Consider the following 13,196-nt stretch of genomic DNA (forward strand, 5'->3'; position numbering starts at 1 on the left):
TCCAAGATGACGCTCGCCACAGCCTTCTTTTACCTGTTCTCGGCCGTGATGCTCGCTTCGGCGGTGATGGTCATCGCGTCGAGGAACCCCGTTCACTCCGTCCTCTTCCTGATCCTCGCCTTCTTCAACGCCGCGGGCCTCTTCCTGCTGCTCGGGGCAGAGTTCCTGGCGATGATCCTCGTCGTCGTCTATGTCGGCGCCGTCGCCGTCCTGTTCCTGTTCGTCGTCATGATGCTCGACATCGACTTCGGCGAGCTACGGTCGGGCGCGATGCAGTACCTGCCGATCGGCGGCCTGATCGGCGTCATCCTGGCCGTCGAGCTGATCCTTGTCCTCACCTCGTGGGCGTTCGGCCCCGAGATCGCGCCGGCGCTCGCGTCTCCGGCTCCGGAGCCGACGGTGATGGACAACGTGGCCGCGCTCGGCGCCATCCTCTACACGCGCTACGTGCTGTTCTTCCAGCTCTCGGGCCTCATCCTGCTCGTCGCGATGATCGGCGCGATCGTTCTCACCCTCCGCCACAAGGAGGGCGTGAGGCGGCAGGACATCGCCGCGCAGGTGGCGCGCAACAAGTCGGGCATCGAGATCCGCAAGGTCGAGAGCGGCAAGGGAATCTGAGCGATGGCGGTCGATATCTCGAACTACCTCGCCGTCTCGGCGATCCTGTTCACGATCGGCGTGGTGGGGATCTTCCTCAACCGGCGCAACGTGATCATCATCCTGATGTCGATCGAGCTCATCCTCTTGTCGGTCAACATCAACCTCGTCGCCTTCTCCGCCCATCTCGGAGACCTGGTGGGGCAGGTCTTCGCGCTGATCGTGCTCACGGTCGCGGCGGCCGAAGCGGCCATCGGCCTTGCGATCCTCGTCGTGTTCTTCCGGAACCGCGGGTCGATCCAGGTCGAAGACGTCAACATGATGAAGGGGTGAGGCGTTGTATTCCGCGATCGTATTCCTGCCGCTGATCGGCGCGATCATCGCCGGCGCCATCACGGCGCTGGGCGCGGCGGCACGGCATCCGGAGGGCCGGCGGCTCGGCACCGGGCACGGCCACCACGCGCACGCGACGGTGGCGCGGTCCTCGCACCACGACGACGGGCACCACGACCATCACGGGCCGGGCGCCGCGGAGTACATCACCACCGGTGCGCTCATCCTCTCGGCGATCCTCTCCTGGGTCGCGTTCTTCACCGTCGGCCTCGGCGAGGAGCCGGTGCACGTGCAGGTCATGCCGTGGGTCGTCTCGGGCGACCTCGCGTTCGACTGGGCGTTCCGGATCGACACGCTGACGGTCGTCATGCTCGTGGTCGTGACGACGGTGTCGTCGCTCGTGCACGTCTACTCGATCGGCTATATGAGCCACGACGCGCACCGCCCGCGGTTCTTCGCCTACCTCTCGCTCTTCACCTTCGCCATGCTGATGCTGGTGACGGCCGACAACCTGGTGCAGCTGTTCTTCGGGTGGGAGGGCGTCGGGCTCGCCTCCTACCTGCTGATCGGCTTCTGGTACACGCGGCCGTCCGCCAACGCCGCGGCGATCAAGGCCTTCGTCGTGAACCGCGTCGGCGACTTCGGCTTCTCGCTCGGCATCTTCGCAGTCTTCCTGGTCTATGGCTCCGTCAATTTCGAGGTCATCTTCGCGAACGCCGCGGATGCCGAGGGCATGACGCTGAGCTTCCTCGGCGGCGAGTTCGACGCGCTGACGGTGATCTGCCTCCTCCTCTTCATGGGCGCGATGGGCAAGTCGGCGCAGTTCCTGCTGCACACCTGGCTGCCGGACGCGATGGAGGGCCCGACGCCGGTCTCGGCGCTCATCCATGCCGCGACGATGGTCACGGCCGGCGTCTTCATGGTGACGCGCCTGTCGCCGCTGTTCGAACTGGCGCCGACCGCGCTCGCCTTCGTGACCTTCATCGGCGCGACGACGGCGCTGTTCGCGGCGACGATCGGCCTCGTGCAGAACGACATCAAGCGCGTGATCGCCTATTCGACGTGCTCGCAGCTCGGTTACATGTTCGTGGCGATCGGCGTCGGCGCCTACGGCGCGGCGATCTTCCACCTCTTCACGCACGCCTTCTTCAAGGCCCTTCTCTTCCTCGGCTCGGGCTCCGTCATCCACGCGATGTCGGACGAGCAGGACATGCGGCGCATGGGCGGCCTCAGGAAGCACATCCCGCTGACCTACTGGATGATGGTGATCGGCACGCTGGCGCTGACCGGGTTCCCGTTCACGGCCGGCTTCATCTCGAAGGATGCGATCATCGAGTCGGCGTTCGCGGCGCACGGGACCTTCGCGGTCTACGCCTTCGCGCTCACGCTGTTCGCGGCCGCGCTGACCTCGTTCTACTCCTGGCGCCTGATCTTCATGACCTTCCACGGCAAGCCGCGCGCGTCCGCCGACGTGATGCACCACGTCCACGAGTCGCCGCTGGTCATGACGGTGCCGCTGATGATCCTCGCGGTCGGGGCGCTCTTCTCGGGGCTCGCCTTCCAGGGCCTCTTCATCGGCGAGGGCTATGAGGACTTCTGGAAGCAGGCGATCTTCCTCGGGTCCGACAACGACATCCTGCACGAGATGCACGAGGTGTCGGCCCTGGTGGTCTGGTCGCCGACCGTCGCGATGATCATCGGCTTCGGCCTGGCCTATCTGTTCTACATCCGCCGGCCGTCGATCCCGGTCGCGCTCGCGAAGCAGTTCGACCTCGTCTACCTCTTCCTTCTCAACAAGTGGTACTTCGACGAGCTCTACGACCTGATCTTCGTGAAGCCCTCCTTCTGGCTCGGCCGCGTGTTCTGGAAGAAGGGCGACGGCTGGCTGATCGACGGGTTCGGCCCGGACGGCATCTCGGCGCGCGTGCTCGACGTCACGCGCCAGTTCGTCCGGCTCCAGACCGGCTACCTCTACCACTACGCCTTCGCGATGCTCGTCGGCGTCACCGCCCTGATCACCTGGTATATGTTCGCCGGAGGAGCGCACTGACATGTCGGGCTGGCCGCTCCTTTCCGTCGTCACGTTCCTTCCGCTCGTCGGCGCGCTGTTCATCTTCGCGATCCGCGGCGACGACGAGATCTCGATCCGCAACGCGCGCTACGTCGCGCTGTGGACGACGATCCTGACCTTCATCCTGTCGCTCTTCATCTGGTTCGGCTTCGACTACGAGAACCCGGGCTTCCAGTTCGTCGAGGAGACGGAGTGGCTGGGCGACGCCATCAGCTACCGGATGGGCGTGGACGGCATCTCCGTCCTGTTCGTCATCCTCTCCACCTTCCTGATGCCGTTCTGCATCCTGGCGAGCTGGGAGTCGGTGCGGATCCGCGTGAAGGAGTACATGATCGCCTTCCTCGTCCTCGAGACGATGATGATCGGCGTCTTCACGGCGCTCGACGCGGTCCTGTTCTACCTCTTCTTCGAGGCGGGCCTCATTCCGATGTTCATCATCATCGGGGTGTGGGGCGGCCAGCGCCGCGTCTATGCGAGCTTCAAGTTCTTCCTCTACACGCTCGTCGGCTCGCTCCTGATGCTGCTGGCCATCATGGCGATGTACTTCACGGCCGGCACGACCGACATCCCGACGCTGCTCGCCTACGACTTCCCCGTCGAGATGCAGTATTGGCTCTGGCTCGCCTTCTTCGCGTCCTTCGCGGTGAAGATGCCGATGTGGCCCGTGCATACCTGGCTTCCCGACGCGCATGTCGAGGCGCCGACCGCAGGCTCCGTCATCCTCGCGGGCATCCTGCTGAAGATGGGCGGCTACGGCTTCCTGCGCTTCTCGCTGCCGATGTTCCCGGACGCGTCGGATTATTTCGCGCCGCTCGTCTTCGTGCTCTCGGTCGTCGCGATCATCTACACCTCGCTCGTCGCCTTGCGGCAGGAGGACATCAAGAAGCTCATCGCCTATTCCTCCGTCGCCCATATGGGCTTCGTGACGATGGGCATCTTCACCGGCACGGTTCAGGGCGTGCAGGGCGGGATCTTCCAGATGATCTCGCACGGCATCGTCTCGGGCGCGCTCTTCCTCTGCGTCGGCGTCGTCTACGACCGGATGCACACCCGCGAGATCGCGGCCTATGGCGGGCTCATCAACCGCATGCCCCTCTACGCGCTCGCGTTCCTCGTGTTCACCATGGCCAATGTCGGCCTGCCGGGCACGAGCGGCTTCGTCGGGGAGTTCCTGACGCTCATCGCGGCCTTCCAGGTGAACACCTGGGTCGCCTTCTTCGCGACCTTCGGCGTGATCCTGTCCGCGGGCTATGCGCTCTTCCTCTACCGCCGCGTGATCTTCGGGGCCCTCGAGAAGGAGAGCCTGCGCTCGATCAGCGACCTCAACTGGCGCGAGATCGCGGTTCTGGCGCCGCTCGTCGTCCTGACCATTCTCTTCGGCTTCTGGCCCATGCCCATTCTCGACGTCACGGGACCCGCCGTCACCCAGCTGGTCGATCACTATCAGGCGGCGATCGAAGGCGGTGCCTCCGTGGCCGCCGCGATCAAGTGAGGAGGGCCGGATGGAGCCTGTGATGACCCTTCAGAGCCTTCTTCCGATCGCGCCGGAAATCCTCCTGTCGGTCGGGGCCATGGCTGCGCTGATGCTCGGCGTGTTCCGGTCCGACGGTGGCGTGGCGCTGTGCAGCGGCCTCTCGGTCGCGCTGCTCGTCGCGGCGACGCTGCTCATCTGGCTCTTGCCGGGGGGAACCTACCTCCTGTTCGGCGACAGCTTCATTCTCGACCCGTTCGCGCGGCTCATGAAGTCGCTCGTGGCGATCGGGTCGCTCGTGTCGATCCTCCTGTCGATCGACTACATGCGCTCCGGCCGCATGACCCGCTTCGAGTATCCCGTGCTCATCGTCCTCTCGACGACGGGCATGTTCGTCATGGTGTCGGCGAACGATCTCGTCACGCTCTATCTCGGCCTCGAGCTGCAGAGCCTCGCGGCCTACGTGCTCGCCTCGATCCAGCGCGATTCCGCGCGGGCGACGGAAGCGGGCCTCAAGTACTTCGTGCTGGGCTCGCTCGCCTCGGGCATGCTGCTCTACGGCGCCTCGCTCATCTACGGCTTCACGGGAACGGTGAACTTCCACCGGATCGCGGAGATCACGGCCGCCGGCGATCCGCCGCTCGGCCTCGTCTTCGGTCTCGTCTTCCTGCTCGCGGGGCTCGCGTTCAAGATCTCGGCGGTGCCGTTCCACATGTGGACGCCAGACGTCTACGAGGGCGCGCCGACGCCGGTGACGGCCTTCTTCTCGGCGGCCCCGAAGGTCGCGGCCGTCGCCCTCCTGGTGCGCGTCGTGATGACGGGTTTCCCGTCGATCGTCCTCGAGTGGCAGCAGATCATCGTCTTCGTGTCGCTCGCCTCGATGATCCTCGGCGCCTTCGCGGCGATCGGTCAGCGCAACATCAAGCGCCTGATGGCCTATTCCTCCATCGCCAATGTCGGCTACGCCCTCGTCGGCCTGGCGGCCGGAACCGAGGCGGGCGTGCGCGGCGTCATCATCTACATGGCGATCTACCTCGTCATGACGCTCGGGACCTTCGCCTTCATCCTGTCGATGCGGCGCGGGGACACGATGGTGGAGTCGATCGAGGACCTTTCGGGCCTCTGGAAGAACAACGGGCTGGCCGCCTTCATCCTGACGGTCCTGTTCTTCTCGCTGGCCGGCATTCCTCCGCTCGCGGGCTTCTTCGCGAAGTTCTACGTCTTCCTCGCGGCGATCGAGGCGGGGCTCTACCCGCTCGCGGTCATCGGCGTCCTGTCGAGCGTCGTGGCGGCGTTCTACTACCTGCGCATCGTGAAGATCATGGTGTTCGACGAGGCCGGGGCGCCGTTCGAGCCGATGGGTGGCGAGCTGCGCGCAGTGCTCGGCGTGTCCGGGTTCCTGATGATCTTCTTCGTCGTCTTCCCGGCACCGCTGATCGCGATCGCGCAGAGGGCCGCCCTCTCGCTGTTCTAGCGCGGGATGGCCTTCGTCCTGTCGGATCGGGCGCGACATTCCGGATACAGGCTGCACGCCTACGAGAGTGTCGGGTCGACGAACAGCGAGGCGCTTCTGGCGGCGAAGGCCGGCGATCCGGGGCGGCTCTGGGTCGTCTCGTCGGAACAGACGGCGGGGCGGGGCAGGCGATCGAGCGTCTGGTCGACCAGTCGCGGAAATCTCGCCGCCTCATGCCTAATGGTGATGCGGGAGCCGGGCCCGCGGCTCGCGACGCTCGGTTTCGTCGCGGGGCTTGCGCTCCACGACGCGCTGGCGGAAGTTGCGCCCGACCTGATCGTCGCGGCGGCGCTCGACGGAGCGGCGGGGATCGCGGGCAAGAGCTCGGTGCGGTTCTCGCTCAAATGGCCGAACGACGTCTTGGCGGACGGGGCGAAGCTCTCCGGCATCCTGCTCGAGACCGTCTCCATCGGCTCCGCGACGGGGCTCGTCGCGGGGATCGGTGTCAACGTGGTCTCGGCGCCTGAACGGCTCGCCTATCCCACGGCGTCGCTGCGCTCGCTCGGCGCGAGCTGTTCGGCCGAGACCGTCTTCGAGGCGCTGAGCGACCGCTGGTGCCGCTACGAGGAACTGTGGGACGAGGGCAGGGGCCTCGCGGCGATACGCTCGGCCTGGCTCGACCGTGCCGCGGGCCTGGGACAGCCGGTCGCGGTCGCCGTGGGATCCGAAGTCACGCGCGGCGTGTTCGAGACGATCGACGAGGAGTGCCGGCTCGTCCTGCGCACCGATGCGGGGAGCCGGCTGCACGTTTCCGCGGGAGAGGTGCATTTCGGAACAGTGGCGTCCCACAGGGGCGCCGGATAGGAAGAGCGATGGCGACGGACGAGCTCGTTTTCCTGCCCCTCGGTGGGGTGGGGGAAATCGGCATGAATCTCGGGCTTTACGGCTTCGGCCGGCGCGGCCGGCGGAAGTGGATCGTCGTCGATTTCGGCGTGGCCTTCGCCGCCGAGGAGCACCTGCCGGGCGTCGACCTCATCCTGCCGGACATCGAGTTCCTTCAGAAGGAGAGGGAGAACGTCGAGGGCATCCTCATCACCCACGCGCACGAGGACCATTTCGGCGCGCTGCCCTATCTGTGGGACAGGCTGAAGGTCCCCGTCTACGCCACGCCCTTCGCGGCGGGGCTGCTCGCCGCGAAGCTGATGGAGGAGCAGGGCGCGACCGACGTGCCGGTGACGGTGGTGGAGATCGGCTCGCGCCGGAGCTTCGGGCCGTTCGACGTGGAGTTCGTGCCGACCACGCACTCGATCCCCGAGCCGACATCGCTCATCATCCGCACCCCGGCCGGCAACGTGCTGCACACGGCCGACTGGAAGATCGACCGCGATCCGGTGATCGGCCGTCCGTTCGATCCCGCTCCCTTCCAGGCGCTGGGCGAGGAAGGATGCCGGGCGATCGTCTGCGATTCCACGAACGTGCTGCGCGCGGGCCGGTCGCAGGGCGAGGGTGATGTCGCGAAGGGGCTGGCGAAGGTCATCTCGGCCGCGCCGCGCCGGGTCGCCGTCACGGCGTTCGCGTCGAACGTGGCGCGGCTGCGTTCGGTCGCCGAGGCCGCGCAGGAGGCGGGGCGCACCGTCATCGTCGTCGGTCGCGCCATGAAGCGGACGATCGCCGTCGCACGCGAGCTCGGCTTCCTCGAGGGCCTGCCGCAGTTCATGGGCGAAGAGCACTATTCCCGGCTGCCGCGCGACAAGGTGGTGCTGCTCTGCACGGGCAGCCAGGGCGAGCCGCGGGCGGCACTGACGCGCATCGCGCGCGGCGACCACCCCTCGATCTCGCTCAATGCGGGCGACACGGTCATCTATTCCGCGCGGATGATCCCCGGAAACGAGCGCGAGGTCGGCTCCGTGCTGAACAGCCTCGTGCGCGACGGGATCGAGCTCGTGACGGACGAGGACGAGCTTGTCCACGTGTCCGGCCACCCGCGCCGGGACGAGCTCAAGGACCTCTATGGCTGGGTCCGGCCGCAGGCGGCGCTGCCGGTGCATGGCGAGGCGCGGCATCTGGCCGAGCATGCCGAGCTCGCGCGGTCGCTCGGCGTGCCGGAGGTGGTCACCGCCTTCAACGGGGACATGGTGCTTCTGGCGCCCGGGCCGGCGAGGATCGTCGACGAGGTGGCGGCCGGCCGGCTCTACCGTGACGGGCGCGTGATCGTGCCATCGACCGCCGAGCACGTGCGCGAGCGCCGCCGCCTGTCCTTCGCGGGCATCGTCACGGTGGCCCTCGCCGTCGACGACCGGGGCGACCTCGCAGCCGATCCGGAGCTCTCCATGTTCGGGCTGCCGGAGCTCGACGAGGAGGGGGAGCCGATGGAGGATCTGATCCTCGACGTCGTGGAGGACATCTGGGACGGGCTGCCGGCCCGCCGCCGCCGCGACGAGGAGACGGTCGCCCGCGCCGTCTCCCAAGGGGTGCGCAACGCCGTTCAGCAGGCCTGGGGCAAGAAGCCGCTTTGCCGGGTCCTCGTCCTGCCGGTATGACGTCCCGAACGCATTCGGGAGCATGCTCATGATCGGCAGGCTGAACCACGTGGCGATCGCGGTGAAGGACATCGCGGCCGCCTCCGCCGTTTACCGCGAGACGCTCGGCGCGAGGGTCTCCGCGCCTGTGAAGCAGGCGGAGCACGGCGTGACGACCGTCTTCATCGAGCTCCCGAACACGAAGATCGAGCTCCTCGAGCCGCTGGGGCAGGATTCGCCCATCGCGCGGTTCCTGGAGCGCAACCCCGACGGCGGCATCCACCACATCTGCTACGAGGTCGAGGACATCGCCGCCGCGCGCCGGACGCTCGTCTCCGCAGGGGCGCGCGTGCTGGGGGACGGCGAACCGAAGGTCGGCGCCCACGGCAAGCCCGTGCTCTTCCTGCACCCGAAGGACTTCTGCGGCACGCTCGTCGAGCTCGAACAGGCCTGAGGCAGGAGATGCAGCTCGTCAGCGCGATCGCGGTCTATTTCATCATCTGGTGGCTCGTCTTCTTCGCGGTCCTGCCGGTCGGCGTGCGGACCCAGGCGGAAGACGAGGCGGTCGTCGAGGGCTCGGCGCCGAGTGCGCCCACGATGCCCAACCTGTTCCGCAAGGTGCTGGCGACGACGGCGATCTCGCTGGTCGTGTACGCCGGCTTCTATTGGCTGGTCGAGTTGTCGGGGCTGTCGCTCGACGACATTCCCTTCCTGCCGGACATGCGCCCGCCGGATTGGCATCCGAACGGCCAGGGGTAGGAACAAATAAAAAAGCAAGGCGCGAAGCCTTGCTGTCAGTTCACGAGTGCACGAGCTCTTCTTTTCGAATTCTGCTCTCTTGCATCGTCTCCGCCTTCGGCTTGCCGAGGCGAATATCCTTGTCCTCCCGAGACTTGGACCGTTCTCACCTTCCTATTGGAAAGTCCGTGGGCATGCGGCCTCTTTTTTGTGCAGCTACTGTAGCCGTCCCGTCATGCGTTGCAAGTCGATTCTGCGTCGCTGGCGTGAATTGGTGCGACTTTTTTGAGGGTTAAGACGTGGGCAGGTTCCCCTTGTCTTTTGCCCGGTGATGCGCTTTGTGTCGCGTCGATCCGAACCAGCCCAAGGCACGCCCCTCCATGCGCCTCAGCCGCTATTTCCTGCCCATCCTGCGAGAGACGCCCAAGGAGGCGGAGATCGTCTCGCACCGGCTCATGCTGCGGGCGGGAATGATCCGGCAGGAATCGGCGGGCATCTATGCCTGGCTGCCGCTCGGCTACCGCGTGCTCAGGAAGATCGAGCAGGTCGTGCGCGAGGAGCAGGACCGCTCGGGCGCGATCGAGATCCTGATGCCGACGATCCAGTCGGCCGACCTGTGGCGCGAGAGCGGCCGCTACGACGCCTACGGCAAGGAGATGCTCCGCATCCAGGACCGTCACGAGCGCGACATTCTGTTCGGGCCGACCAACGAGGAGATGGTCACGGAGATCTTCCGCGCCTATGTGCGGAGCTACCGCGACCTGCCGAAGAACCTCTACCATATCCAGTGGAAGTTCCGCGACGAGGTCCGGCCGCGCTTCGGCGTCATGCGCTCGCGCGAGTTCCTGATGAAGGACGCCTATTCCTTCGACCTCGACCAGGAGGGCGCCCGCAGGTCTTACAACAAGATGTTCGTCGCCTATCTCAGGACCTTCGACCGCCTCGGCCTCACAGCCATTCCGATGAAGGCGGAGAGCGGGCCGATCGGCGGCGACATGAGCCACGAGTTCATCATCCTCGCCTCGACCGGAGAGAGCGAGGTGTTCTGCCACAAGGCGCTCCTCGACCTGCCGAAGCCTTCCCCGGATCTCGACTTCGAGGGCGACCTGCAGCCGATCGTCGACTCGTGGCTGTCGCACTACGCGGCGACCGAGGAGATGCACGAGCCGGCGCGCTTCGAGGCGGAGGTGCCGGAGGACAGCCGCATCTCGGCGCGCGGCATCGAGGTCGGCCACATCTTCTATTTCGGCACGAAGTACTCCGCACCGATGAACGCGGTCGTGACGGGGCCGGACGGGCAGGAGCATCCCGTCCACATGGGCTCCTACGGCATCGGCCCGAGCCGGCTCGCCGCGGCGATCATCGAGGCGAGCCACGACGAGAACGGCATCGTCTGGCCGGAGAGCATCGCACCTTTCAAGGTCGGGCTCGTGAACCTGAAGGTCGGCGACGAGGCAACCGACCGAGCCTGCGAGGCGATCTACGGCCGGCTCGAAGCGGCGGGCGTCGAGGTCCTGTACGACGACACGGAGGAACGGGCCGGCTCGAAATTCGCGTCGATGGATCTCATCGGCCTGCCGTGGCAGCTGATCGTGGGGCCGAAGGGGCTGGCGGGCGGCACGGTCGAACTGAAGAACCGCGCCACCGGCGAGCGCGAGTCGCTGTCGATCGACAGCGCGCTCGCCAGGCTCGGCGGCTGAACGCCCGCACCCGGGCAGGAGCAAGATGAGCGCCCCCTCGACCTACGACACGAAACCCTTCGCGCGCTTCGAGTGGATGCTCTCGCTGCGATACCTGCGGGCGCGGCGCAAGGAGAGCTTCATCTCGGTGATCGCCGGGTTCTCGCTTCTGGGAATCACGCTGGGCGTCGCGACGCTGATCATCGTCATGGCGGTGATGAACGGCTTCCGGACCGAGCTCCTGAGCAAGATCCTCGGGCTGAACGGCCACTTCATCGTGCAGGGGATCGACACGGATTTCACCGATTTCGACGACGTCGTCGGCCAGATCCGCGGCATCGAGGGCGTCAACCAGGCCTTTCCTTACGTGGAGGGGCAGGCGCTCGCCTCGTCGCCGGTCAACAATTTCGGGGTGCTGGTGCGCGGCATCAGGCGAGCGGACCTCGAGAACTTCCAGTCGATCGCCGGGAATGTGAAGCTCGGCTCGCTCGACAATTTCGGTGACGGCGAGGGCGTGGTGATCGGCATCCGCCTCGCCGAACAGCTCGGCCTGCGGGTCGGCGACAAGCTGACGCTGATCTCGCCGCGCGGCGCCGTGACGCCCTTCGGCACGACGCCCCGGATCAAGGCCTACGATGTCTACGGCATCTTCGAGATCGGCATGTCGGAATATGACGGCGCGTTCGTCTTCATGCCGTTCGGCGAAGCCCAGGCCTACTTCAACCAGGACGGGCTCGCGACCGGTGTCGAGGTCTTCGTCGACGACGCGGACGCGATAAGGGCCTACCGGGCGCGGATGCAGGACGCCGTCGAGCGCCCGATCTACGTTCTCGACTGGACGCAGAGAAACCAGACCTTCTTCTCGGCGCTGGAGGTCGAGCGGAACGTCATGTTCCTGATCCTCACGCTGATCGTGCTCGTTGCCGCGATGAACATCATCTCGGGCCTGCACATGCTCGTGAAGGACAAGTCCCGTGACATTGCCATCCTGCGCACGATGGGGGCGACGAGGCGGGCGATCATGCGGATCTTCTTCATCACGGGCGCGTCGATCGGCGTCGCCGGAACGTTCCTCGGGCTGATCGTCGGTGTCGTCGTCTGCCTGAACATCGAGGGCATCCGCCAGGTGCTGTCGCGGATCACCGGCACGGAGCTCTTCTCGCCCGAGCTCTACTACCTATCGCGCCTGCCGGCCGAGATGAACTTCGGCGACGTCTTCTCCGTCGTGCTCATGGCCCTCGTCCTGTCCTTCCTCGCCACCCTCTACCCCGCCTGGCGCGCAGCGCGCCTCGATCCGGTCGAGGCGCTGAGATACGAATGAACGACATTAATTCCCCCACCACCGACGGGCCGGCCACGACCGAGGCGGACGCCGGGAACGCCCTCGTGCTGGAGGGCGTCACGCGCAGCTACGAGCAGGGCGAGACGTCGCTCGAGGTGCTGCGCGGGATCGACTTCGAGCTGCGGCCCGGTGAGATCGTCGGGCTCATCGGACCGTCGGGCGCCGGCAAGTCGACGCTGCTGCACATCGCGGGTCTCCTCGAGAAGCCGTCGGCCGGCTCCGTCCGCATCGGCGGCATGGAGGCGGCGCAGCTCGACGACGCGGGCAGGACGGCGCTCCGGCGTCGGCGGATCGGCTTCGTCTACCAGTTCCATCACCTGCTGCCGGAGTTCACCGCGCGCGAGAACGTCATGCTGCCGCAGCTGATCGCCGGGCTGTCGGAGGACGAGGCGCGCAAGCGCGCGGACGAGCTCCTGGGCTTTCTGGGGCTTGCGGACCGCGTCCTGCACCGGCCGGGGGAATTGTCGGGCGGCGAGCAGCAGCGCGTGGCGATCGCCCGCGCCGTCGCGAACGTGCCGGACCTCCTTCTGGCCGACGAGCCGACGGGAAACCTCGACCCCCACACGGCGGAGCATGTGTTCGACATCCTCCTGAAGCTCGTGCACGGAACCGGGCTCGGCGCGCTGATAGCGACGCACAACATCGAGTTCGCCGAGCGCATGGACCGGCGGATCACCCTGCGGGACGGCCACCTCGTCGAGCTTTAACCATGCCGGCAGCGCCTTCCGCGCTGCCGGTTGACGAGGGGAACAAAACGAGAACATACTCTTTCCACAGGCTTTGGAAGGAGATGTTCACATGCACGACTTCATCAAGGACGCCGCCGCCGCTTCGGTGCTCTTCGCCTTCGCCGCCACCGTCGCCATCTGGGCACAGGCGTTGCAGCAGATGTGAGGATGCCCGGGATCCACAGGCGGATCCTGCCGGCCTTTGCGCCGGTCCGATTCGGGTCGATAAGGAGGGTGGGGCGCCTTGCCCCGCCGGACGGCCACG

General features: G+C 66.6%; 12 protein-coding genes. All 12 read left to right on the forward strand.

The window, feature by feature from the left end:
• Positions 1 to 6: 6 nt before the first annotated feature.
• The 12 genes from N177_RS09710 (at position 7) to N177_RS09765 (ending at position 12,910) form a co-directional block, all read left to right on the forward strand.
• On the forward strand, positions 7 to 618 hold the full coding sequence (locus N177_RS09710) for an NADH-quinone oxidoreductase subunit J (RefSeq protein ID WP_023432135.1): 612 nt from the start codon (positions 7 to 9) through the stop codon (positions 616 to 618).
• Positions 619 to 621: 3 nt separating this feature from the next.
• Entirely contained in the window at positions 622 to 930 is a 309-nt protein-coding gene (gene nuoK, locus N177_RS09715) for an NADH-quinone oxidoreductase subunit NuoK (protein ID WP_023432136.1), read from the forward strand.
• A gap of 4 nt (positions 931 to 934) precedes the next feature.
• Entirely contained in the window at positions 935 to 2,980 is a 2,046-nt protein-coding gene (gene nuoL, locus N177_RS09720) for an NADH-quinone oxidoreductase subunit L (RefSeq protein ID WP_023432137.1), read from the forward strand.
• A gap of 1 nt (position 2,981) precedes the next feature.
• Complete coding sequence (locus N177_RS09725) at positions 2,982 to 4,493, forward strand: NADH-quinone oxidoreductase subunit M (RefSeq protein ID WP_023432138.1); 1,512 nt, start codon at positions 2,982 to 2,984, stop codon at positions 4,491 to 4,493.
• A gap of 22 nt (positions 4,494 to 4,515) precedes the next feature.
• Positions 4,516 to 5,946, forward strand: coding sequence for an NADH-quinone oxidoreductase subunit NuoN (nuoN, locus tag N177_RS09730; RefSeq protein ID WP_040485540.1), 1,431 nt, complete (start codon positions 4,516 to 4,518; stop codon positions 5,944 to 5,946).
• Between the two features lie 6 nt (positions 5,947 to 5,952).
• Positions 5,953 to 6,789: a biotin--[acetyl-CoA-carboxylase] ligase gene (locus N177_RS09735; protein ID WP_023432140.1), complete on the forward strand. Its 837-nt coding sequence runs from the start codon at positions 5,953 to 5,955 to the stop codon at positions 6,787 to 6,789.
• An 8-nt stretch (positions 6,790 to 6,797) separates the two neighbouring features.
• Entirely contained in the window at positions 6,798 to 8,465 is a 1,668-nt protein-coding gene (locus N177_RS09740) for a ribonuclease J (RefSeq protein WP_023432141.1), read from the forward strand.
• Between the two features lie 28 nt (positions 8,466 to 8,493).
• Complete coding sequence (mce, locus tag N177_RS09745; RefSeq protein WP_023432142.1) at positions 8,494 to 8,898, forward strand: methylmalonyl-CoA epimerase; 405 nt, start codon at positions 8,494 to 8,496, stop codon at positions 8,896 to 8,898.
• A gap of 8 nt (positions 8,899 to 8,906) precedes the next feature.
• Complete coding sequence (locus N177_RS09750) at positions 8,907 to 9,203, forward strand: DUF1467 family protein (protein WP_023432143.1); 297 nt, start codon at positions 8,907 to 8,909, stop codon at positions 9,201 to 9,203.
• 359 nt (positions 9,204 to 9,562) lie between these two features.
• Complete coding sequence (proS, locus tag N177_RS09755) at positions 9,563 to 10,882, forward strand: proline--tRNA ligase (protein WP_023432144.1); 1,320 nt, start codon at positions 9,563 to 9,565, stop codon at positions 10,880 to 10,882.
• Positions 10,883 to 10,907: 25 nt separating this feature from the next.
• The gene (locus tag N177_RS09760; RefSeq protein ID WP_023432145.1) at positions 10,908 to 12,182 is read left to right on the forward strand and encodes a lipoprotein-releasing ABC transporter permease subunit; all 1,275 of its coding nucleotides are present in this window, start codon (positions 10,908 to 10,910) and stop codon (positions 12,180 to 12,182) included.
• Positions 12,179 to 12,910: an ABC transporter ATP-binding protein gene (locus N177_RS09765; protein ID WP_023432146.1), complete on the forward strand. Its 732-nt coding sequence runs from the start codon at positions 12,179 to 12,181 to the stop codon at positions 12,908 to 12,910. The genes N177_RS09760 and N177_RS09765 overlap by 4 nt, the downstream gene beginning before the upstream one ends.
• Positions 12,911 to 13,196 lie beyond the last annotated feature (286 nt).

Source organism: Lutibaculum baratangense AMV1, assembly GCF_000496075.1.
Taxonomy (GTDB): Bacteria; Pseudomonadota; Alphaproteobacteria; order Rhizobiales; family Tepidamorphaceae; genus Lutibaculum; species Lutibaculum baratangense.

Coding starts and splice junctions, on each gene's coding strand:
- N177_RS09710 (WP_023432135.1), top strand. CDS start 7: ATGACGCTCGCCACAGCCTTCTTTTACCTGTTCTCGGCCGTGATGCTC.
- nuoK (WP_023432136.1), top strand. CDS start 622: ATGGCGGTCGATATCTCGAACTACCTCGCCGTCTCGGCGATCCTGTTC.
- N177_RS09725 (WP_023432138.1), top strand. CDS start 2,982: ATGTCGGGCTGGCCGCTCCTTTCCGTCGTCACGTTCCTTCCGCTCGTC.
- nuoN (WP_040485540.1), top strand. CDS start 4,516: ATGACCCTTCAGAGCCTTCTTCCGATCGCGCCGGAAATCCTCCTGTCG.
- N177_RS09735 (WP_023432140.1), top strand. CDS start 5,953: ATGGCCTTCGTCCTGTCGGATCGGGCGCGACATTCCGGATACAGGCTG.
- N177_RS09740 (WP_023432141.1), top strand. CDS start 6,798: ATGGCGACGGACGAGCTCGTTTTCCTGCCCCTCGGTGGGGTGGGGGAA.
- mce (WP_023432142.1), top strand. CDS start 8,494: ATGATCGGCAGGCTGAACCACGTGGCGATCGCGGTGAAGGACATCGCG.
- N177_RS09750 (WP_023432143.1), top strand. CDS start 8,907: ATGCAGCTCGTCAGCGCGATCGCGGTCTATTTCATCATCTGGTGGCTC.
- proS (WP_023432144.1), top strand. CDS start 9,563: ATGCGCCTCAGCCGCTATTTCCTGCCCATCCTGCGAGAGACGCCCAAG.
- N177_RS09760 (WP_023432145.1), top strand. CDS start 10,908: ATGAGCGCCCCCTCGACCTACGACACGAAACCCTTCGCGCGCTTCGAG.
- N177_RS09765 (WP_023432146.1), top strand. CDS start 12,179: ATGAACGACATTAATTCCCCCACCACCGACGGGCCGGCCACGACCGAG.